The organism is Scandinavium sp. (assembly GCF_051650185.1).
Classification (GTDB): Bacteria; Pseudomonadota; Gammaproteobacteria; order Enterobacterales; family Enterobacteriaceae; genus Scandinavium.
This window is the reverse complement of record NZ_JBOFIN010000001.1, coordinates 37,735-58,104: the sequence shown is the minus strand read 5'-3', so window position 1 is coordinate 58,104 and position 20,370 is coordinate 37,735. Positions and strand designations below refer to the sequence as shown.

The 20,370-nt window shown below is 53.0% G+C and carries 20 protein-coding genes and 2 pseudogenes; 11 read left to right on the top strand and 11 right to left on the bottom strand.

Annotation, left to right across the window (positions count from 1 at the left end; all coding sequences use genetic code 11):
- From ACRCWW_RS00295 to pspG, 3 genes and pseudogenes are all read left to right on the top strand, one after another.
- Positions 1–127 (top strand): annotated as a pseudogene (locus ACRCWW_RS00295) (IS110 family transposase); the annotation flags it as partial.
- Positions 128–263: 136 nt separating this feature from the next.
- Complete coding sequence (gene dusA, locus ACRCWW_RS00290; RefSeq protein ID WP_438680616.1) at positions 264–1,262, top strand: tRNA dihydrouridine(20/20a) synthase DusA; 999 nt, start codon at positions 264–266, stop codon at positions 1,260–1,262.
- 136 nt (positions 1,263–1,398) lie between these two features.
- On the top strand, positions 1,399–1,641 hold the full coding sequence (pspG, locus tag ACRCWW_RS00285) for an envelope stress response protein PspG (RefSeq protein ID WP_330983767.1): 243 nt from the start codon (positions 1,399–1,401) through the stop codon (positions 1,639–1,641).
- Between the two features lie 170 nt (positions 1,642–1,811).
- On the opposite strand, the gene ACRCWW_RS00280 is transcribed toward pspG, so the two are convergent.
- The gene (locus tag ACRCWW_RS00280) at positions 1,812–2,795 is read right to left on the bottom strand and encodes a quinone oxidoreductase (protein ID WP_438680615.1); all 984 of its coding nucleotides are present in this window, start codon (positions 2,793–2,795) and stop codon (positions 1,812–1,814) included.
- A gap of 80 nt (positions 2,796–2,875) precedes the next feature.
- Here ACRCWW_RS00280 and dnaB point away from each other — a divergent pair, with 80 nt between their 5' ends.
- Complete coding sequence (gene dnaB, locus ACRCWW_RS00275) at positions 2,876–4,291, top strand: replicative DNA helicase (RefSeq protein WP_438680614.1); 1,416 nt, start codon at positions 2,876–2,878, stop codon at positions 4,289–4,291.
- A 16-nt stretch (positions 4,292–4,307) separates the two neighbouring features.
- Entirely contained in the window at positions 4,308–5,387 is a 1,080-nt protein-coding gene (gene alr, locus ACRCWW_RS00270; RefSeq protein ID WP_438680613.1) for an alanine racemase, read from the top strand.
- Between the two features lie 53 nt (positions 5,388–5,440).
- Here alr and ACRCWW_RS00265 read toward each other — a convergent pair whose 3' ends face one another.
- Positions 5,441–5,809, bottom strand: coding sequence for a hypothetical protein (locus tag ACRCWW_RS00265; protein ID WP_438680612.1), 369 nt, complete (start codon positions 5,807–5,809; stop codon positions 5,441–5,443).
- A 447-nt stretch (positions 5,810–6,256) separates the two neighbouring features.
- On the opposite strand from ACRCWW_RS00265, the gene ACRCWW_RS00260 reads away from it, so the two are divergent.
- A complete protein-coding gene (locus ACRCWW_RS00260) occupies positions 6,257–6,862 on the top strand; it encodes a LuxR C-terminal-related transcriptional regulator (protein ID WP_438680611.1) in 606 nt (201 codons plus the stop codon).
- A gap of 90 nt (positions 6,863–6,952) precedes the next feature.
- On the opposite strand, the gene ACRCWW_RS00255 is transcribed toward ACRCWW_RS00260, so the two are convergent.
- From ACRCWW_RS00255 to ACRCWW_RS00230, 6 genes and pseudogenes are all read right to left on the bottom strand, one after another.
- A complete protein-coding gene (locus ACRCWW_RS00255) occupies positions 6,953–7,240 on the bottom strand; it encodes a hypothetical protein (RefSeq protein WP_438680610.1) in 288 nt (95 codons plus the stop codon).
- A gap of 2 nt (positions 7,241–7,242) precedes the next feature.
- Positions 7,243–7,650 (bottom strand): hypothetical protein, encoded by a 408-nt coding sequence (locus ACRCWW_RS00250; protein WP_438680609.1) that lies wholly within the window; start codon positions 7,648–7,650, stop codon positions 7,243–7,245.
- 58 nt (positions 7,651–7,708) lie between these two features.
- Positions 7,709–8,185 (bottom strand): ribonuclease, encoded by a 477-nt coding sequence (locus ACRCWW_RS00245; RefSeq protein ID WP_438680608.1) that lies wholly within the window; start codon positions 8,183–8,185, stop codon positions 7,709–7,711.
- Positions 8,186–8,214: 29 nt separating this feature from the next.
- A pseudogene (locus ACRCWW_RS00240) lies at positions 8,215–8,663 on the bottom strand (lysozyme).
- On the bottom strand, positions 8,660–9,286 hold the full coding sequence (locus ACRCWW_RS00235) for a DUF2589 domain-containing protein (RefSeq protein WP_438680607.1): 627 nt from the start codon (positions 9,284–9,286) through the stop codon (positions 8,660–8,662). The pseudogene ACRCWW_RS00240 and the gene ACRCWW_RS00235 overlap by 4 nt, the downstream one beginning before the upstream one ends.
- 57 nt (positions 9,287–9,343) lie before the next feature.
- Complete coding sequence (locus tag ACRCWW_RS00230) at positions 9,344–9,928, bottom strand: DUF2589 domain-containing protein (RefSeq protein ID WP_438680606.1); 585 nt, start codon at positions 9,926–9,928, stop codon at positions 9,344–9,346.
- A 210-nt stretch (positions 9,929–10,138) separates the two neighbouring features.
- Here ACRCWW_RS00230 and tyrB point away from each other — a divergent pair, with 210 nt between their 5' ends.
- The 3 genes from tyrB (at position 10,139) to ACRCWW_RS00215 (ending at position 12,751) form a co-directional block, all read left to right on the top strand.
- Positions 10,139–11,332, top strand: coding sequence for an aromatic amino acid transaminase (gene tyrB / locus ACRCWW_RS00225; RefSeq protein WP_438680605.1), 1,194 nt, complete (start codon positions 10,139–10,141; stop codon positions 11,330–11,332).
- A gap of 207 nt (positions 11,333–11,539) precedes the next feature.
- Positions 11,540–12,256 carry an acid phosphatase AphA gene (gene aphA, locus ACRCWW_RS00220; RefSeq protein WP_438680604.1) on the top strand — a complete coding sequence of 239 codons (717 nt, stop codon included), beginning with the start codon at positions 11,540–11,542 and terminating at the stop codon, positions 12,254–12,256.
- Between the two features lie 141 nt (positions 12,257–12,397).
- Positions 12,398–12,751, top strand: coding sequence for an MmcQ/YjbR family DNA-binding protein (locus ACRCWW_RS00215; RefSeq protein WP_438680603.1), 354 nt, complete (start codon positions 12,398–12,400; stop codon positions 12,749–12,751).
- On the opposite strand, the gene uvrA is transcribed toward ACRCWW_RS00215, so the two are convergent.
- Positions 12,752–15,574, bottom strand: coding sequence for an excinuclease ABC subunit UvrA (uvrA, locus tag ACRCWW_RS00210; RefSeq protein WP_438680602.1), 2,823 nt, complete (start codon positions 15,572–15,574; stop codon positions 12,752–12,754). It abuts the gene before it with no gap.
- A 248-nt stretch (positions 15,575–15,822) separates the two neighbouring features.
- On the opposite strand from uvrA, the gene ssb1 reads away from it, so the two are divergent.
- Positions 15,823–16,350 (top strand): single-stranded DNA-binding protein SSB1, encoded by a 528-nt coding sequence (gene ssb1, locus ACRCWW_RS00205; protein ID WP_404659021.1) that lies wholly within the window; start codon positions 15,823–15,825, stop codon positions 16,348–16,350.
- A gap of 41 nt (positions 16,351–16,391) precedes the next feature.
- Here ssb1 and ACRCWW_RS00200 read toward each other — a convergent pair whose 3' ends face one another.
- Positions 16,392–17,933, bottom strand: coding sequence for a transglycosylase SLT domain-containing protein (locus ACRCWW_RS00200; RefSeq protein WP_438680601.1), 1,542 nt, complete (start codon positions 17,931–17,933; stop codon positions 16,392–16,394).
- Positions 17,934–18,077: 144 nt separating this feature from the next.
- Positions 18,078–18,359, bottom strand: a complete 282-nt coding sequence (locus ACRCWW_RS00195; protein WP_438680600.1) for a YjcB family protein — start codon at positions 18,357–18,359, stop codon at positions 18,078–18,080.
- Between the two features lie 531 nt (positions 18,360–18,890).
- Between ACRCWW_RS00195 and ACRCWW_RS00190 the strand changes: the two genes are divergently transcribed.
- Entirely contained in the window at positions 18,891–20,303 is a 1,413-nt protein-coding gene (locus tag ACRCWW_RS00190) for a diguanylate cyclase (protein WP_438680599.1), read from the top strand.
- Positions 20,304–20,370 lie beyond the last annotated feature (67 nt).

Here is a 20,370-nt window from a genome sequence, read left to right as displayed (position 1 = left end):
CGGGAAAAATGGGAAGCTAATAATCGGGGCGATGATGCGGAAGCTGGCGCAGGTGGCGTATGGCGTCCTGAAATCAGGACGCCCTTTCGATGCCACTCAGCATATGGAAAATGCTTGCGTGGCATAACAGTATCTACACATTGCCCGGTGGCATTTGCGTCCCCTTGTAGGCCCGTGCCAGCGTAGCGCCGCCGGGCAATTCCCCGGCGCCTGCTTTGTGCTATAGTAGCGCCCCCTTTTAACCGGACGCTCAAACTTTCACCATGCTGCCAGAAACACAATCCACCGCTTTTCCTGCACACCGCTTCTCCATCGCACCGATGCTCGACTGGACGGACAGGCATTGTCGTTACTTCCTGCGCCTGCTTTCGCGCCACACGTTGCTGTACACCGAAATGGTGACCACCGGGGCGATCCTTCATGGTAAAGGCGATTATCTGGCCTACAGCGAAGAAGAGCATCCGCTGGCGTTACAGCTTGGTGGAAGCGATCCGGCTGCTTTAGCTCACTGTGCGAAGCTGGCTGAAGAGCGCGGGTATGATGAGATCAACCTGAATGTCGGCTGTCCGTCCGATCGTGTGCAAAACGGCATGTTCGGTGCTTGCCTGATGGGGAATGCTCAACTGGTGGCCGATTGCGTAAAAGCGATGCGCGACGTGGTTTCCATTCCTGTCACCGTCAAAACGCGTATTGGCATTGACGACCAGGACAGCTACGAATTTCTCTGCGATTTCATCAATACCGTTTCCGGTAACGGCGAATGTGAGATGTTTATTATCCACGCGCGTAAAGCCTGGCTTTCTGGCCTGAGCCCGAAAGAAAACCGTGAGATTCCGCCGCTCGACTACCCACTTGTTTATCAGCTCAAGCGTGATTTCCCGCAGCTGACGATGTCGATTAACGGAGGTATCAAATCGCTGGAAGAAGCGAAAACGCATCTTAAGCACATGGATGGCGTGATGGTCGGGCGCGAGGCGTATCAAAACCCAGGCATACTGGCGACCGTTGACCGTGAAATCTTCGGCGTTGAAGGCGCTGATGTCGACCCTGTCGCCGTCGTTCGTGCGATGTACCCCTATATTGAACGTGAGCTGAGCAACGGCACCTATCTGGGCCACGTCACGCGTCATATGCTGGGTCTGTTCCAGGGGATTCCGGGGGCTCGTCAATGGCGTCGCTATCTCAGTGAAAACGCCCACAAAGCGGGTGCCGATATCGAAGTGCTGGAGCAGGCACTGCAACTGGTGGCGAATAAGCGTTAGAAATTCGCTAACAGTTAGTCAAATTGACCACGCCTTGCAACCCCTTGCGAGGCGTTTTTGTATTAATTCAATGAGTTAATTTTGGCATAATTTTTGTAATGGTTATCCCGGTTGCGTTATCTTGAGGGGCATAGCCATGTTTGAACTGTTATTTATCATTGGATTTTTTGTCATGCTGCTGGTGACTGGCGTGTCTGTGCTGGGCATTCTGGCAGCGATTGTGGTGGCTACCGTCTTGATGTTCTTCGGCGGCCTGATAGCGCTGATGATCAAATTGCTGCCGTGGCTGCTGCTGGCGGTCGCCGTGGTGTGGATTATCAGAGCGGTGAAAGCGCCAAAAGTGCCGCAGTATCGCCGCGACGATCGGTGGCGTTATTAAGGGTTTGCGGAGTTCGTCACAACCTGGAAAGGCCAGCATAGGCAGCGCGTCATAACTCTGTCATGCTTACCAGACTAACGAATTCATCGCGCTGTACCCTACATACAGCGAACGATAAAAAAACAGGGCTTCCTTCGGGAAGCCCTAATAATTTGTGCCGATCTCCACGCTTAAGGGATCAGCAAACTGGACCCTTCCGTCGCCCGACTCTCCAGAATCTGATGCGCTCGCTGCGCATCCTTCAGCGGATATTTCTGCGCATCGGCCACATCCACTTTGATAACCCCGCTGGCTATCAGCGAAAACAGTTCATTGCTCGCTTCGGCCAGTTCTTCGCGGTTAGTGATGTAACCCTGTAGCGAAGGGCGTGTCACGTACAGTGAACCTTTCTGATTCAGGATCCCCAGATTTACGCCCGTCACTGCGCCGGAGGAATTACCAAAACTCACCATCAGCCCGCGACGCTGCAGGCAATCGAGCGACGCTTCCCAGGTGTCTTTGCCGACCGAGTCGTACACCACCCGCAGTTTTTTGCCGTGAGTGATTTCTTTCACTCGCTCAACCAGATTTTCCTCGCGGTAATTAATGACCTGCCAGGCTCCGGCCTGTAACGCGCGCTGCGCCTTCTGTGCTGAGCCAACAGTCCCAATCAGCTGCGCGCCCAACGCTTTCGCCCACTGGCAGGCAATCAGCCCCACGCCACCGGCAGCCGCATGAAACAGGAACGGTTCATTTGGTTTGATTTCATGCGTTTTACGCAGCAGATAGAACACGGTCAGCCCTTTCAGGAAAGAGGCCGCCGCTTGTTCATAAGAGATGGCTGAGGGCAGGATGGCGGCTTTATCGGCGGGCACGTTGTGCACGGTACTGTAAGCACCGAGAGCAGACTGTGCGTAGACCACGCGGTCACCCGCTTTGATGTGTTTTACGCCGCTGCCGACTTTACTGACCACCCCTGCCGCTTCGGTACCAAGACCGCTCGGCAGCGCGGGTGGTGGGTAAAGGCCGCTGCGAATATAGGTATCTATATAGTTGATTCCGATGGCTTTGTTTTCCACCTGAATCTCGTTTTCTTTGGGGTCGGTTGGGGTGAAGTCGACGGGCTTCAGTACCTCAGGCCCACCGTGCTGATGAAACTCAATTCGCGTTGCCATGCTATCCTCCAGATATCGTTTAGGAGCATCAGATATGATAATCTTACGGCCCACTCTTTAACCCGGTAACTCCATTCACTATGGCAGGAAATAAACCCTTCAACAAACAACAGACTGAACCCCGCGAGCGCGATCCACAGGTCGCCGGGTTGAAAGTACCGCCGCACTCGATTGAAGCGGAACAGTCGGTGTTGGGCGGTTTAATGCTGGATAACGAGCGCTGGGACGACGTTGCTGAACGCGTCGTGGCGGAAGATTTCTATACCCGTCCGCATCGCCATATTTTCACCGAAATGGCGAAATTGCAGGAAACCGGCAGCCCGATTGACCTGATTACGCTCGCGGAATCGCTGGAGCGGGAAGGGCAACTGGACAGCGTCGGCGGGTTTGCCTATCTGGCAGAACTGTCTAAAAACACGCCAAGTGCGGCGAACATCAGCGCTTATGCCGATATCGTGCGTGAACGTGCCGTTGTGCGTGAGATGATCTCGGTGGCGAATGAAATCGCCGAAGCTGGTTTTGACCCCCAAGGGCGCACCAGTGAAGACCTGCTGGATCTGGCCGAATCGCGCGTTTTCAAAATCGCGGAAAGCCGGGCCAATAAAGACGAAGGGCCGCAAAATATTGCCGAAGTGCTCGACGCCACCGTGGCCCGTATCGAACAGCTGTTCCAGCAGCCGCACGATGGCGTCACTGGCGTTAACACCGGCTATGACGATCTGAATAAAAAGACCGCTGGTTTGCAGCCGTCGGACTTGATTATCGTCGCGGCTCGTCCGTCGATGGGTAAAACCACTTTTGCGATGAACCTCGTCGAAAATGCGGCGATGTTGCAGGATAAGCCGGTGCTTATCTTCAGTCTTGAGATGCCCTCCGAACAGATCATGATGCGTTCTCTCGCCTCGCTGTCGCGCGTTGACCAGACCCGTATTCGTACCGGGCAGCTCGACGATGAAGACTGGGCGCGTATCTCCGGCACCATGGGCATCTTGCTCGAAAAACGAAACATCTACATTGATGATTCTTCCGGCCTGACGCCAACGGAAGTGCGTTCGCGCGCGCGTCGTATTGCCCGTGAGCACGGCGGTATCGGGCTCATCATGATTGACTACCTCCAATTGATGCGCGTGCCGTCGCTGTCGGACAACCGTACTCTCGAGATTGCTGAGATCTCTCGCTCCCTCAAGGCGCTCGCCAAAGAGCTCCAGGTGCCGGTTGTGGCGCTGTCACAGCTTAACCGTTCCCTGGAACAGCGTGCGGATAAGCGCCCGGTGAACTCGGATCTGCGTGAATCGGGTTCCATCGAGCAGGATGCCGACTTGATCATGTTTATCTATCGTGACGAGGTTTATCACGAAAACAGCGACCTGAAAGGGATCGCGGAAATCATTATTGGTAAGCAGCGTAACGGCCCCATCGGTACAGTTCGCCTGACCTTTAACGGACAATGGTCGCGTTTCGATAACTACGCAGGCCCTCAGTATGATGATGAGTAATTTCTAAGGAATTCAAATGCAAGCGGCAACTGTAGTCATTAACCGCCGCGCTCTGCGACACAATCTGCAACGCCTGCGTGAACTGGCTCCCGCCAGTAAGCTCGTTGCAGTCGTGAAAGCGAACGCCTACGGACACGGTCTTCTGGAGACCGCGCGAACGCTCCCCGATGCCGATGCTTTCGGTGTCGCCCGCCTGGAAGAGGCTGTGCGCCTGCGAGAAGGCGGCATTCGCCAGCCTGTGCTCCTGCTGGAAGGCTTTTTCAATGCCAGCGATCTGCCACTGATTTCCGCACAGGGTTTTCAAACGGCTGTCCACAACCCTGAACAGCTGGAAGCGCTGGAGCAGGCTGATTTGCCTGAACCCATCACGGTCTGGATGAAGCTCGACACCGGTATGCACCGCCTCGGCGTTCGCCCGGAAGAGGCCACGGCGTTTTATCAGCGTCTGAGCCAGTGTAAAAACGTTCGTCAGCCTGTAAACGTGGTCAGCCATTTTGCGCGCGCAGATGAACCTGAATGTGGCGCGACCGAACAGCAGCTCGACATTTTCACCACCTTTACTGAAGGCAAGCCGGGCCAGCGCTCCATTGCCGCTTCCGGCGGCATTCTGCTGTTCCCGCAGTCGCATTTCGACTGGGTTCGTCCGGGCATTATTCTCTACGGTGTATCGCCGCTGGAAGGCAAACCGTGGGGTGAGGATTTTGGCTTCAAGCCGGTGATGTCACTGACGTCCAGCCTGATCGCCGTACGCGAACATAAAGCAGGGGAACCCGTAGGTTATGGTGGCACCTGGACCAGCGAACGCGATACCCGTCTCGGCGTAGTGGCGATGGGCTATGGCGACGGATATCCACGCGCGGCACCCACAGGCACGCCAGTGCTGGTCAACGGACGTGAAGTGCCGATTGTCGGCCGTGTGGCAATGGACATGATTTGCGTCGATCTGGGGCCAGAAGCTCAAGAGAAAGCAGGTGATAGCGTCGTGCTGTGGGGCGAAGGCCTGCCGGTTGAACGTATCGCAGAAATCACAAAAGTAAGTGCTTACGAACTTATCACGCGCCTGACTTCAAGGGTTGCGATGAAGTACCTCGACTAAAACCCAGACCGGTGTACTGACTCGTACACCGGTCTGAAGCTGTTTACCAGAGCCTAGCGACGTTGGTGAATGGCTTGCAAAATAGCGTCACGTAGCTCTCCTTCCGTTGCATTTCGCGACGTCAGCGGTACCCGCGCTCTGTCATTTTCCATCACCAGGCGTGCCAGCATGATCATGTCCTCACGGGTGACACCCGCCGGCAGGCGTGGATTATCGGTGATGGGATTGCCACGATGAACAAATTCGCCCGGCGTCGTGCTGTCAAAAACGGTGTAGCCGACGACAGGATCTTGCGGCAACGGCTCTCCGTTGTAACACAAGCGGTGTGTCCCGTTGATGCTCCAGCGTTGCAGTTGGCTGGTGCGGTAATCCTGACCATTCTCTACGAAACCGACCGCACGTGTTGCGCGATAGGAGACCATCGTTCCGCCGTTATCGTGATCGCTGGGCGCGCGGCCGAGCTCAATGCGGACGCGGCAAAATTCGTGAGTTGTACGGTTGTATAAATAGCAGGACGCGAATGAATTTGCAGGTTGAGTAAACCAGGAGATACACATATTGCCTACCTTTTTTAATTTACAGGGAATGAGTGAATGCATTTCGTTGTAAATGCCATTCAACATTAATCGGCCTGGTGACGGCTGAAAATATGGACGTGATCATAGGTCGTTCAGAATATGCAGGTGGGCGTTATGTTAATTTGAATAACGTTGTATATTAGCAGTGCTTAAATATTGCCTCTTTCTATGATATTCATCATAGGTCAAATGCTGTCTTCACCCTTTGTTTTTAGGATTCATACTAAAAACGCTTTGATACAGTAGGTATGAGAACGTGAGAAAATAAACACAGCAAGAGGTTGCGTTGTTATGAATATTTTGATGGTTGATGAGCTTCCTATATATATTCAAGGTATGCGGGTCGAGCTTGGTAAAATAATGCCGGATTGTCATATTCTTGATGCTAATAATTCGAGTGATGCCATTAATATTATCTATGATTCTCCAGTCTCGCTTATTTTGCTGGATGGGGAGATGGAGTGCACCGATTTCATCCTGTTTTTGTCTCAGCATTACCCGACGATCCCTGTCGTGGTTATGCTCAGGAAAATGGACGGGAAGTTGTTCAGCTATTACATACGGCAGAATGTTAAGGGGCTTATTACGAAAGGCCAGTCGGTTGAAAAAATAAGCCTTGTTTTAAAAATGGTGCTTTCCGGGCATGTTTGTTTTCCGGAGCAGACTGTTGTTGCCTTAACGGAGAAATCCGATAACACGTTGGGTCAGCTGAGCCATCGGCAAAAGGAGGTGTTGAGCCTGCTGGCAAATGGCGGCACCAACAAGCAGATTGGCCGACAGTTGAATATCAGCGCAGGTACGGTAAAAGTGCATCTTGAGTCTATTTTTAATCGCCTTCAGGTTCATAATCGAACGCAAGCCGCGCGGCTCTGGCTTAAATATATGGGCCATTACTGAGATCGTGATGAGTCGTTTTTATGCCATCGGGTTATTAATCTGTGGTTGAATAAAAGCGCGAATGGCTGAATGTCCGTCGCGCTTTTATTGTCAGATCTTAGCGATAAAATAACCACACACAATAAGCAATGTGCCAAAATCCTGAAGTAGCCAAAAAGGAATGCTGTCGGCAATATCCTCAACGCCAAAAAATAGCATGTTAAGGTTAATTCCGCTCTGTGCAAATAACCCAAAAGCGAGCGCCGCCAGACCGACTTTATAGACGACAGACAGATGGGTAATTCTTCGGCTGTAGGCGCAAAACAGGATAACCAGGGAAGTACTCAGATCAACCATGATGGTGAAAAAAAGCAGCCACCATTCTGTCAGTGAGTTCATTATTATTCCTCATTTTTATTGCGGCTATTTGTGGCGAGCGTCGGGACACTTTCGCGGCTGACTCGCTTTTTGAGTTCTCCGGCAACATCAAAGATATCTTGTTGTTCATGACGACGGAAAAAATTCGCCAGCCAGACAATCAGCCCATTGCTCATCGCGCCGACGATATAACCCAGGCCTAACGTCAAATCTGATTCATTGAGATCGATTTTAAGCCAGCGAGCGGTAAACCCGCCGAGTGCAAAAGCGGCGCACATGCTGATGCTGCCGATAATGACGCCGGCAATAAACCGGCTGTGCTGTTGCAATCTTCGCGGCTGCCAGAAAAAAGAGACGCTAACGCCACCGAAAAGCCCGGCGACGGCCAGGAGCCCTTCGTTAATCAGCGTCGTGTTAATCACATCGCTCATGAGACACTCCTCAGGAAAATCCTGCGCCGTACACAAACCTGGCGTACGGCGCAGTTGATTACTGACAGGGTTCAACTTCCAGGAAGTTCTGGTATTTATCTGGCGAAATAAACTTAGTCGCCGAGCTCTGGCTATAAATCAGACGCTTGTTGCTGCGATACCCGCGGCTGACATCAATATCCGCGCTGTACCAGTTTTGTGCAGCGGGCAGAGCCGAATTACGGTAGCTGTCGCCCCCAATCATCTTGCCGTTTGTAGGTTTTACCCCCCACAGCGTCTCATCGTCTTTCCCTGACCAGCCGAGTTTTTTTGCCTCATCGCTGGTGATATAGCCGCCCGGCAGCCGACCGTTTTGGTTTAACGAACGCAGGGTGGTCGCGAGCTTTGCCGTATCAAGAATTTTCGCCGCGCCATGATCGGCAAGCTCCTGATTGAGTTTGCTGACTTCGTCTTCGCACGTAGCTGCCGTGGCGGCGTGACAAATAAAAACACCTGATAAGACAAAGGCTAATGCTGTTTTATGCACTGATTTCATCGGGTTATTCCTGTGGAGTTGAGGTTGATCTAGCTGAGGAAAAGCTTCATTTCTGCATCACGCCGACGCGTTAAACCCGCCAGCACTTTGCCTCCTGCTTTATTCCAGCTTTTAAATTGCAGCGCTGCGTTCTGAGTCTCACCGGCATTCAATTTTTTCAGCAGCGTCGATTTTTTCAGGCTGCCGACGCCCAGGTTAAAAGCGAACGAGACCAGGGCATCAAACTGGTTCTGAGTGACGTTGACCTTCAGTAATTTTTTGACGCCCTCTTCGGTACGTCGCAGATCTTTGCGCAGCAGGTTTTTGGCTTCGCCGGTGGTACTTTCACCAGAGTATTCATCTCTTCTTTGAGAATGAGATGGCCGTAGCCGATGGTCCATAAACCGACAGCATCACGGTAACGCTCCAGCTTCAGCCCTTCGTACTCGCAAATCAGCTTGATACCTTTCTCACCAGTGTTTTCAGGTTTGGCACTCATGATGCTGTCTCCTCAGGTTTGGCAATCGGAACCACTTTGTTGGTGTACTCGTCAATTAACCGCATCACGCTCTCTGGCGGTTCGAGCACCGTAAACTGCATTTCTACATCGACATGTCGGCTGTCACGGCCACCTTGCGTGTCGCTTGAAGGGGACATGCTGACGTGAAAGCGACCAAACTCGTTTTCACCGTTCTGCTGAGCGGGGGTTTGCACGCCTTCGGTACGGATAGTCAGATTGACCTTCATTTTTTCCAGCATCAGCCCGCGCGGCGTAGACAAGGCAATAAGCGGGAGATTGAAATAATGCTTATCATCAAGCCCAAGCTGCACTGTACGCGGCTGGAGCGAGCCGTCTTCGGCAGGTTCGAAGAAGGGATCCAATGCTTTCATATACTGCTGGGCAATCATTTCGTTTGCCGCTGTCGCGGCGTATTGCATTCCCCGGGTAATGTCCTCCAGCGTCACCGGCGCACTGGATCCGCCGGAAGGCGGCAGAGGGGGGCGATTCCCCTTTTCTGGCGGCGGGGGCGGTGGCGCGGGTGGGGATTCTTCGCTTCCTTGTGACGGGGTTGCCTCTGGTTCGTTCTCCTTTCCACCCTGTAACCATTTTTTGAACGGCATATCTCTCTCCTGAAAAGAGGCCACCAGAGGTGGCCTTATCCGCGGTAATTGGGAGAATTATTTCGTCTGCGGTTGCTGCGCCGGAGCGGCAGCCGTTACCGGTTTGGTTTTGGCTTCGGTCAGATAATCAATCACGCGCATCAGGGCTTCCGGCGGATCCTGGCGTTTTACCTGGGTGTGAATTGAGTATTTGGCGCGAGTATCGGTAGAGCGAGTCTGCTCGGATTTGTGAGAGACCTTGCCGGAAAGTTTTGCTTTGACCGGGCCCCAACCCAACGACACTTCAGTAGAGGCTTCTGCATCGGTGCTGCTGGAGCTGGCTTCGCTCTGACTCACTTCCAGCTCGAAGTCGATGGTGCCTTCTTCAATGGAAATAATCGGGTGAGAAATGGCGGCCAGCAGGGGGATGGACATCTTTTTCGTCAGCACACCTTTGCTGACGCCTTGCTCGTCAACCACGGTTTCGTCGTAGTCGAATTCAATCGCCACGGCTTTGCCATCTTTGATACAGACCGACAGCAGGAAGTCGGTGTAGGACTTGCTGGCCTGAACCTGCGCTTTGATCATCGCCTGCAGTGGGCCGCCAATCATATGTTCCAACGGCAAGGCGTTAATCACTGAACCAATAAATTGTAAATCCATAGTGTGTTCCTCAACGTAGTCATTGCGCGGTTGCGCAGCTCTTAACCTACGGAGATACAAGGGATTGCACTATTTGGCGGATGGCGTAACGGCGGGCGGAAGAAGGCCGATGACAAATGGCAGAGTCTTTTTGCCTTCACCTCTCGATCTTAGGGCGGCTGCGGTTTATTGTGGTGATTCCTGCCCTGTGTAACCCTGGAGAATCATCGCGTGTTTCAGAAAGTTGACGCCTACGCTGGCGATCCCATCCTTTCGCTGATGGAAAAATTCAAAGAAGATCCCCGTAGTGACAAAGTGAACCTCAGCATCGGTCTTTATTACAATGAAGACGGCATTATCCCGCAATTACAGGCGGTTGCTGAAGCGGAGGCGCGCCTTAACGCCGCACCGCACGGGGCTTCGGTCTATTTGCCGATGGAAGGTCTGAACACTTACCGCAACGGTATCGCGCCTTTACTGTTTGGTGCCGACCACCCGGTATTGCAGCAAAATCGCGTGGCGACTATCCAGACGCTGGGCGGTTCCGGCGCGCTGAAAGTGGGGGCTGATTTCCTCAAGCGCTACTTCCCAGGTTCAAAAGTGTGGGTCAGCGACCCGACATGGGAAAACCACATCGCCATATTTGAAGGGGCTGGCTTCGAAGTAAGTACTTACCCATGGTTTGACGATGAGACCAACGGCGTGCGTTTTGAAACATTGCTGGAGAAGCTCAACAGCCTGCCAGAAAAAGATATCGTTCTGCTCCATCCTTGCTGCCACAACCCGACGGGTGCGGATCTCACCGATGCCCAATGGGATGCGGTGACGGAAGTCCTGAAAGCACGCAACCTTATCCCATTCCTCGACATCGCCTATCAGGGCTTTGGCGCAGGCATGGAAGAAGATGCGTACGCCATTCGCACCATTGCCAGCGCAGGCCTGCCGGTGTTGGTCAGCAACTCATTCTCCAAAATTTTCTCTCTGTATGGCGAGCGCGTCGGCGGGCTTTCTGTCGTGTGTGAAGACAGCGACGTTGCCAGCCGCGTGCTTGGTCAGTTGAAAGCGACCGTACGTCGTAACTACTCCAGCCCGCCTAATTTTGGTGCGCAGGTGGTGTCGGCCGTGCTCAACAATGCTGATCTGAAAGCCTCCTGGCTTGCGGAAGTGGAAGCCATGCGCACCCGCATTCTGGCGATGCGTCAGGAACTGGTCACTGCGCTGAAGCAGGCGATGCCGGAGGGGAATTTTGATTACCTGCTGAAGCAGCGCGGCATGTTCAGCTATACCGGGCTGAGCGCCGCTCAGGTCGATCGTCTGCGTGAAGAGTTCGGCGTCTATCTGATTGCCAGCGGGCGTATGTGCGTGGCGGGGCTCAACTCGCGTAACGTTCAGCGTGTCGCCCAGGCGTTCTCTGCTGTTATGTAAGTACTCACTTACGCTGGCTTTTGCTCTCAGGCAAGGCCAGCGATTTTAAAGCCATGGCGAAAGTGAGGGTTTGTGATCATCACCCTTTTCTATGACATTCATCGTCAATATTCCTTCCCTTCATGTGTTTGCGCGGTTAAGGTCAACCTGACTGCTGATCAGTCCTCCTCCTCGAAAAAATAAAAACTGGCTCATTCAGGGATAAAAATGCGCAAAATTAGCCTGGCGCTTGGCGCCGCTTGTTTGCTGTTTACGTTAAACAGCGCTGTTGTCGATGCCCATGCTTCCTCGCCATCTCCGCTGTATGTGGGGACAAATGTTGCGAAACTTGCCGAACAAGCGCCCATTCATTGGGTTTCTGTGGCGCAAATTGAAAACACTCTGCTGGGCCGCCCGCCGATGGCCGTGGGATTCGATATTGATGACACCGTGTTGTTCTCAAGCCCAGGTTTTTGGCGCGGTAAAAAAACGTATTCACCAGACAGTGAAGCTTATCTGAAGAACCCGGAGTTCTGGGAAAAAATGAACAACGGCTGGGACGAGTTCAGCATTCCGAAAGAAGTGGCTCGCTCGCTGATTGCGATGCACGTGAAGCGCGGCGACAGCATTTACTTTGTGACTGGCCGTAGCCAGACCAAAACCGAAACCGTCACCAAAACCCTGCAGGATGATTTCCTGATCCCTGCGGCTAACATGAACCCTGTGATTTTTGCCGGGGATGAGCCTGGGCAAAACACCAAAACGCAGTGGTTGCAGAGCAAGAACATCAAGCTGTTTTACGGTGACTCTGATAACGACATCACCGCCGCCCATGACGTAGGTGCCCGCGGAATCCGCGTTTTACGCGCCTCGAACTCAACCTACAAACCGTTGCCCAATGCCGGTGCGTACGGCGAAGAAGTCATCGTTAATTCTGAATATTGATCGCTGAAAACGGCAGACGCCAGGTCTGCCGTTTTTTTAATCAGTTTCGTTTCCCCTTTCCCCCGACTTGCTGCACACTTAGTCAGAAGATCTTCATGGCAGAACGCGGCATCGTGCCGCTGGGCTACAAGGGGAATAACGATGACCATTTCGGAGTTACTGCAATATTGCATGAGCAAGCCCGGTGCGGAACAGAGCGTTCACAGCGACTGGAAAGCCACGCAGATTAAAGTCTCAGACGTGTTGTTTGCGATGGTGAAAGAGGTGGAAGGCCGCCCGGCGACGTCGCTGAAAACCAGCCCTGAACTGGCAGACTTGCTGCGTCAACAGCACGGTGACGTCCGGCCAAGTCAGCATTTGAATAAAGCACACTGGAGCACCGTGTATCTTGACGGCACGCTGCCGGATTCGCAGATTTACTACCTGGTGGATGCCTCATATCAGCAGGCGATGGGGCTGCTGCCGGAAGCGGTCCGACAGCAGCTTGCAGACTGATTACAGCATAGGTTTGAGGAAGCGTGCCGTGTGCGAGGCTTCGCACTCTGCCACGGTTTCTGGCGTGCCTGAAACCAGGATTTCGCCGCCGCCGCTGCCGCCTTCCGGACCGAGGTCGACAATCCAGTCCGCGGTTTTAATCACGTCGAGGTTGTGCTCAATCACCACGATGGTGTTGCCCTGGTCACGAAGTTGATGCAGGACGTCCAGCAGTTGCTGAATATCCGCAAAGTGCAGACCGGTGGTCGGCTCATCGAGGATGTAGAGCGTCTGGCCCGTACCGCGTTTTGACAGCTCACGTGCCAGTTTCACACGTTGAGCCTCACCGCCGGACAACGTTGTTGCGGATTGCCCCAGGCGAATGTAGGTCAGGCCGACATCCATCAACGTTTGCAGCTTCCGCGCCAGCGCTGGTACGGCATCAAAGAACTCGCGTGCTTCTTCAATGGTCATATCCAGCACTTCGTGGATGGCCTTGCCCTTATACTTAATCTCCAGCGTTTCGCGGTTGTAGCGTTTGCCTTTGCACTGGTCGCACGGCACGTAGATATCCGGCAGGAAGTGCATCTCAACCTTGATAACCCCATCGCCCTGACAGGCTTCGCAGCGTCCGCCGCGCACGTTAAAGCTGAAGCGGCCCGGCGTATAACCGCGCGCACGGGATTCCGGCACGCCAGCAAACAGCTCGCGAACAGGCGTGAAAATGCCTGTATAGGTTGCCGGGTTAGAGCGCGGCGTGCGGCCGATTGGGCTCTGGTCGATATCGATAACTTTGTCGAAATGCTCAAGGCCAGAGACATCACGATAGGGCGCAGGTTCTGCGATGGTCGCGCCGTTGAGCGCGCGCTGAGCTATCGGGAACAGCGTGTCGTTAATCAGCGTCGATTTCCCGGAGCCGGACACCCCGGTCACGCAGGTGAACAAGCCTACAGGCACGGTCAGCGTGACATCTTTCAGGTTGTTGCCGCGTGCGCCGGTCAGCTTAAGGACTTTTTCCGGATCGGCTGGCACGCGCTGTTTCGGCACTTCGATCTTACGCTTGCCGCTCATGTACTGGCCGGTCAACGATTCCGGCACCGCCATAATGGCTTCTAACGGGCCTTCGGCAACCACTTCACCGCCGTGAACGCCAGCGCCTGGGCCGATGTCGATAACATGATCTGCGGCGCGGATCGCATCTTCATCGTGCTCAACCACAATCACCGTGTTGCCGAGATTACGCAGATGGATAAGCGTGCCAAGCAAGCGTTCGTTATCGCGCTGGTGCAGACCGATGGACGGCTCATCCAGCACGTACATCACCCCAACCAGGCCCGCACCAATCTGGCTTGCCAGACGAATACGCTGCGCTTCGCCGCCGGAGAGGGTTTCTGCGGAACGGGAAAGTGTCAGGTAGTTAAGGCCAACGTTGACGAGGAACTTCAGGCGATCCCCAATCTCTTTCAGCACTTTTTCGGCAATTTTTGCACGCTGCCCGGAAAGCTTCATGTTGTTGAAGAAATCCATGGCATGACCGATGCTCATGTCTGAAATGGTTGGCAGCGCGGTGTTTTCCACAAACACATGGCGCGCTTCGCGATTCAGACGTGTGCCGTCACAGCTGGTACACGGGCGATTACTGATGAATTTCGCCAGCTCTTCGCGCACCGCATTGGATTCGGTCTCTTTATAGCGACGCTCCATGTTATGCAGCACGCCTTCAAATGGATGGCGGCGTACCGAGGTGTCGCCACGGTCATTGATGTATTTGAATTCAATGGTTTCTTTACCTGAACCGTACAGCACCACTTTCTGCACATGTGCGCTCAGGCTGCCCCACGGGGCCTCCACATCAAACTCATAATGTTCCGCCAGTGAGCGAAGCATCTGGAAATAATAGAAGTTACGGCGATCCCAGCCGCGGATGGCACCGCCTGCAAGGGACAGCTCAGGATTCTGAATGATGCGATCCGGATCGAAATATTGCTGCACGCCCAAACCGTCACAGGTTGGGCAAGCGCCCGCCGGGTTGTTGAACGAGAACAGACGCGGTTCCAGTTCACGCATGCTGTAGCCGCAAATCGGGCAGGCAAAGTTAGCCGAGAACAGCAGTTCTTCGGCTTTCGGATCGTCCATGTCGGCTACAACAGCGGTGCCGCCGGAGAGCTCCAGCGCGGTTTCAAACGATTCTGCCAGGCGCTGGGTGAGATCGTCGCGCACCTTAAAGCGGTCAATCACCACTTCAATCGTGTGCTTCTTCTGCAGTTCCAGCTTCGGTGGATCGGAAAGGTCACAGACTTCACCATCGATACGTGCGCGGATATAGCCCTGACTGGCGAGGTTTTCCAGCGTTTTGGTGTGCTCGCCTTTACGCTCTTTGATGACCGGTGCCAGCAGCATCAGGCGTTTGCCTTCGGGCTGCGACAAGACGTTATCCACCATCTGGCTGACGGTTTGCGCAGCCAGCGGGACGTCGTGGTCGGGGCAGCGCGGTTCACCCACGCGGGCATACAGCAGACGCAGGTAATCGTGAATTTCAGTGATGGTCCCCACGGTAGAACGCGGGTTATGCGACGTTGATTTTTGCTCAATTGAAATGGCGGGTGACAGCCCTTCAATGTGGTCAACGTCCGGCTTTTCCATCAGCGACAGGAACTGACGCGCATAAGCGGACAGCGATTCTACATAGCGCCGTTGCCCTTCGGCATACAGCGTATCGAACGCCAGCGAAGATTTACCTGACCCCGAAAGCCCGGTCACGACAATTAATTTGTCGCGAGGGATGACGAGGTTGATGTTTTTGAGGTTGTGGGTGCGGGCGCCCCGAACTTCGATCTTATCCATTCACCTTTCCCGGTAGAGACTCGGCATGCCTGGTTTGCTTGAAGGACAAACGGCAGAAACGGCTAATTATGACACAGTTTAACCTGAATGAATATACAGTACTGGAATCGTGCTTCAGGGTTTCACTGCAACAAAGTCTGTCCATAAATGAAACCTGGAATCAGACTCGCAAACTATCAAACAGGCACTTTGTAATGCTACAATCCCCGGCTTAAACTATTTAGATATTCTTTTCAGGAGACACAGTCATGGCCAGCAGAGGCGTAAACAAGGTGATTCTCGTCGGTAATCTGGGCCAGGACCCGGAAGTACGCTACATGCCGAGTGGTGGTGCAGTTGCCAACATTACGCTGGCTACTTCTGAATCCTGGCGCGATAAAGCGACCGGTGAAATGAAAGAGCAGACTGAATGGCACCGCGTTGTGCTGTTTGGCAAACTGGCTGAAGTAGCCGGTGAATATCTGCGTAAAGGCTCTCAGGTCTACATCGAAGGCCAGCTGCGTACCCGTAAATGGACCGATCAGGCCGGTGCTGAAAAATACACCACTGAAGTCGTGGTTAACGTAGGCGGCACCATGCAGATGCTCGGCGGCCGTCAGGGCGGCGGTGCACCAGCAGCCGGTGGCCAGCAGCAGGGCGGAAGCTGGGGTCAGCCTCAGCAGCCACAGGGCGGCAACCAGTTCAGCGGCGGCGCGCAGGCTCGTCCTCAGCAGTCTTCTGCTCCGGCTCCGTCTAACGAACCGCCAATGGATTTCGACGACGATATCCCGTTCTGATTTAACGCTCAGAGCTATCCGTTGATGAACAAAAGCCTCGTTTACGAGGCTTTTGCTTTTATAGCCGCAGGCGGCGCAGCGGGTGGAAGCTTGGTGGCCAGTTTCTTGCGAGCGACCTCGTCCATGATCAATCGATAGGCGACATAATACTTGTAGATGTTGCTGACGTAGGTCACCGTCTCCGCACCAATTTTTTCCGCCGTCACATTCTCCACATTGCCAAACCAGACGTTCTCGTTAAAACCTCGTTTTTTCGTTTCGGCGCGAAGCTGCGCGATGCGTGCCGGGCCTGCGTTGTAAGAGGCGAAGGTAAACAGCGCCTTGTCCAGCGGCGTCATCGGTTCATCGGCGTAATACCGGTCAATCATAAAGCGCATGTATTTAATGCCGGCATGGATGTTCGGCTCGACGCTACGGATATCGCCCACGGCCAGCTCTTTGCCCGTTCGCGGCATCACCTGCATTACACCAATGGCTCCCACCGGGCTGCGCACGGTCTGATTCAGGCGTGATTCCTGGTAACCCTGTGCCGCCATCAGCAGCCAGTCGACCTGATACTGTTCGCCATACTTTTTGAATAAATCCACCATTGTGAGGAATTTGCGGCGCTCTTTTTCTGACGCAGCATCTTTTACGTATTCGGCGCTTTTCAGATAGCGCAGCAGCAGGGTGTTGCCGAGTTTGCTGCCTTTTTTATTCTTATCAACAAAGGTGTTCAGCAGGGCGAGTAGCTGGGGATCGTCTTTGCGCACGGCCCAGGCAACATCGGCGTGATCGCGAAGGATGACGTCTTCATGCACCTGAATTTTCGGGAATACCTGTTTCCAGAATAGCGCTTTGTGGCGGTCGACGACGATCAGGGGGATCAGCCCCGCGTTCAACATTTCGATCAGATCTTCATCTTCCAGTGATTCTGGCGCGGCCTCAAGTTTGACCGGAGGACGTGACTCTTTGGCAAACCGATCGTTCAGCGCTTTCAGGCTTTCGTAATAGCTGGAAGAGAAGCGAACGAAGACGGTCTTCCCTGAAAGTTGATCCAGGTTTTGCACCGTCGGTGAAGAGGGGCCAGAAAGCAACAGCTCCTTCACATTTGGGTATAAAGAGTGGGTAAAAGCGACCTGACTCTCCCGGGAAGGCGTCACGGTAAGGTTGGCAGCCGCGATGTCACCTTTTCCCTCATTCAGTGCAGTGAACAGCTGATCGCGAGAGGCGGGCACGAAGAGGATCCGCACCTTGAGGTGACGATGCTCGAGCTTATCCTCTTTTGCCAGTTGCTGGTTTAAAGCCTGCTCGAACTGGATAAACGCATCATGGGTCAACCCTCGCTGCGTCCCATTGTTGATGAAGAAAAACGTCTTGCTGTAGGTCGTCAGGATGCGGATCACCCGACGATCAAGCATGCCTTGCAAATCACCTTTCCACGGTTGCAGCATCTCGTCCATGTTGACTTCAAGCGGGAGGGAGCCATCTGTTTTTGCGGCTGGAGTGTTTGAGTCTGCGGCACAAGTCGGGGCAACAACCAGCAGCGTGGTAAGAAAAGTGAGTAGCGCAATAAAACTGCGCTGAAGAGTGAGCCTGTGCATGATGCAACGCTCCAGAGGGGAACTGTTCTTATTTTAGTCAATGTCGAAGACAAGGGCAGGAAATGGAGGGGGAAGGAGCACAAAATTAGGGCGAAAAAAAACGCCTCCCGTTTGGGAAGCGCTTTCAGTCGACAGAGGACCACATCAGGTCATGACGACCGGCCACTCCGGTGGCGTCTGGCTCATCACATCCATCATTACGTCTTTAATGTTGTTCCAGACGAGGCTCATGTCGATGAGCGTGATGCCTAATAAGCCTGTCGCGAACCAACAGGCGGCAGCAAGGCCGAAGAGACTGCAGATGACCGCCAGACCGGCGTAATCTGATTTACGGAACTGAATATTCAGCGTGCTGGCCAGAAACATCAGCACAGCGCTCACTAAGGGCCAGCGCAAAAGCACGACGCCAGTGGTGACAGAAACCATGAAACGTATCCTCTGAGAGACTAAGCCGGCGGTAGCTCGGTGTTGCTCATCGGTGGCATCACGATTTGGCTAGCAGCAGGCATTCACGACATAATGAAACAATGTTTTGTGTTTCATAAGATGTGTGAACTATATCACATTTGTGGATTTATTCGCCATGGGTAGAGCGTATCTTTTTATCTGTTTTTTGGTGCGTAAAGCGATGAAATATTGATTTGAAGAATATATCCGTGGCGAGCGCAGGGCCGGGTTGTTCGACATTTCAGTGAGATAGCCGTCAACCCTAAAGTTTAGCGTCTGTACATTATTTACAGCACTAACGCCATGGATTATGCTTTCTGGACAATTTATTTTACTTGCGATCAATTAATCAGCTATTGATTTCATTGGTTATTTTACTTTTTGTCATTTTATTAAGACAACACAGCGTGTTTTTGTTTTTCTGAGCGTACACCTTCATGATTAACCTGTGCTTAATCATGCGAATCGGTATCTGATTTATTCATTGCAGGATTTGTCATTAACAAACCTGTGATTGAAAAAATGAAGAAAGAGAGATTACACACAGCAATCAACGATGCAGAGCGTAGCCTGCACCGGGTGGCAAAACTTATGCCTGGGTTAACGGCCCGGCATTCACTGAGTGAGGTGTTGAACCACATTCATCATGTGATGGACGCCCGTCTGTCCTGGATAATGCTGGAAGATGAGGAGAGCTGTCAGCTGGAAGTGTTGGGCGACCCGGACAATGCCAACGGCGGGGCGCAACGATTACTCGACTTGTTGCGGCAGCAGCAGGTGCACTGGCGCGTTAAATGCTGGCACAAGGATGTGGGTAAGCTACTCTATTGCGACGATAATTTTCTCTCAAGGGAATTAGAATGCGGCGTGCTTTGCCGAATAACCCCGCTACAGGATAATTCGCAAGCGTTTCTATTTTTAGCCTTTGATCAGCCTTTATTCGCACCAGCCATTTTACGTAGCGTGGCATTGATTATTGCTGACAAATTACGTGATTACATTACGGAATTAATATCGCGAGAAAGAACGGCTCTGGAATTGCAGAATATCGTCAATCAGTATCGTATTCTTTTTGATCGCGCTCCGGTATTAATGAATTCTTTCGACAAACATAATCGCTGTATTTTATGGAACGGCGAATGTGAGCGCGTTTTTGGCTGGACGCTGGAGGAGGTTAATCAAAGGCCTGATCCGCTGGCACTGTTTTACCCCGATCCTGAGGTCAGGCGAAGAGTTCGTGATTCCGTCAACGTCTCTCCCAGCCTGGAGATGAATGAATGGCACCCGTGCCGTCGCGATGGCGCGATCCTGGCGACATTGTGGTCAAATATTATGCTTCCCGACGGGGAAATACTGAACATTGGTGTCGACATTACCGAGCGCAAAAGGGCTGAACATCTGCTGGAATTAAAGGCTACCACGGATGCGCTGACCAGTTGTTATAACCGTCTGGCCATTCTGGAACGCTTGCAGCACTCACTGGAAAAATGCGATGAGGAACAGCACGATACCCATTTTGTGTTGGTGATGATTGATCTTGACCATTTCAAGCAGATTAATGATTGCTGGGGACACAACATCGGTGACGAAGCGCTGATTTATTTCTGCGAGCGCATTCGTTCCCAATGTGAAGAGCCGCCGATATTTGGCCGCCTGGGTGGTGAAGAGTTTTTACTGTTGTTACCTGTGGCCGATCCTCAGCAAGCCATTGCGTTTACGGACAAACTGCGTGCGCAATTGCAGCATCAGCCTTTCTGCATGGGTGATGCCTCCATTACCTTATCTTTTAGCGCGGGCGTGATTGCAATTTTCCATAATAACCACGAAGCCGTTGTGTTATTAAAGCTTGTCGATAATGCCTTGTACGAGGCGAAACGTACCGGCCGCGGTAAAACAATGGTCGCCTCGCTTCCTTCTGAGTGAGTAAACAGGTGGTGATGACCTCATCGCCTGCTATTCTTATTGGGGTTTGCTTAAAGGATTGTTTGGT

Excerpts from the sequence above, each read along its gene's own strand:
- ACRCWW_RS00215 (WP_438680603.1), top strand. The coding sequence starts at position 12,398 with ATGACCATTTCGGAGTTACTGCAATATTGCATGAGCAAGCCCGGTGCG.
- ssb1 (WP_404659021.1), top strand. The coding sequence starts at position 15,823 with ATGGCCAGCAGAGGCGTAAACAAGGTGATTCTCGTCGGTAATCTGGGC.
- ACRCWW_RS00265 (WP_438680612.1), bottom strand. The coding sequence starts at position 5,809 with ATGGTCTCCTATCGCGCAACACGTGCGGTCGGTTTCGTAGAGAATGGT.
- ACRCWW_RS00195 (WP_438680600.1), bottom strand. The coding sequence starts at position 18,359 with ATGGTTTCTGTCACCACTGGCGTCGTGCTTTTGCGCTGGCCCTTAGTG.
- uvrA (WP_438680602.1), bottom strand. The coding sequence starts at position 15,574 with ATGGATAAGATCGAAGTTCGGGGCGCCCGCACCCACAACCTCAAAAAC.
- dnaB (WP_438680614.1), top strand. The coding sequence starts at position 2,876 with ATGGCAGGAAATAAACCCTTCAACAAACAACAGACTGAACCCCGCGAG.
- pspG (WP_330983767.1), top strand. The coding sequence starts at position 1,399 with ATGTTTGAACTGTTATTTATCATTGGATTTTTTGTCATGCTGCTGGTG.
- ACRCWW_RS00250 (WP_438680609.1), bottom strand. The coding sequence starts at position 7,650 with ATGAGCGATGTGATTAACACGACGCTGATTAACGAAGGGCTCCTGGCC.
- ACRCWW_RS00255 (WP_438680610.1), bottom strand. The coding sequence starts at position 7,240 with ATGAACTCACTGACAGAATGGTGGCTGCTTTTTTTCACCATCATGGTT.
- dusA (WP_438680616.1), top strand. The coding sequence starts at position 264 with ATGCTGCCAGAAACACAATCCACCGCTTTTCCTGCACACCGCTTCTCC.
- ACRCWW_RS00280 (WP_438680615.1), bottom strand. The coding sequence starts at position 2,795 with ATGGCAACGCGAATTGAGTTTCATCAGCACGGTGGGCCTGAGGTACTG.
- ACRCWW_RS00230 (WP_438680606.1), bottom strand. The coding sequence starts at position 9,928 with ATGGATTTACAATTTATTGGTTCAGTGATTAACGCCTTGCCGTTGGAA.
- ACRCWW_RS00260 (WP_438680611.1), top strand. The coding sequence starts at position 6,257 with ATGAATATTTTGATGGTTGATGAGCTTCCTATATATATTCAAGGTATG.
- alr (WP_438680613.1), top strand. The coding sequence starts at position 4,308 with ATGCAAGCGGCAACTGTAGTCATTAACCGCCGCGCTCTGCGACACAAT.
- aphA (WP_438680604.1), top strand. The coding sequence starts at position 11,540 with ATGCGCAAAATTAGCCTGGCGCTTGGCGCCGCTTGTTTGCTGTTTACG.
- ACRCWW_RS00235 (WP_438680607.1), bottom strand. The coding sequence starts at position 9,286 with ATGCCGTTCAAAAAATGGTTACAGGGTGGAAAGGAGAACGAACCAGAG.
- ACRCWW_RS00200 (WP_438680601.1), bottom strand. The coding sequence starts at position 17,933 with ATGCACAGGCTCACTCTTCAGCGCAGTTTTATTGCGCTACTCACTTTT.
- ACRCWW_RS00245 (WP_438680608.1), bottom strand. The coding sequence starts at position 8,185 with ATGAAATCAGTGCATAAAACAGCATTAGCCTTTGTCTTATCAGGTGTT.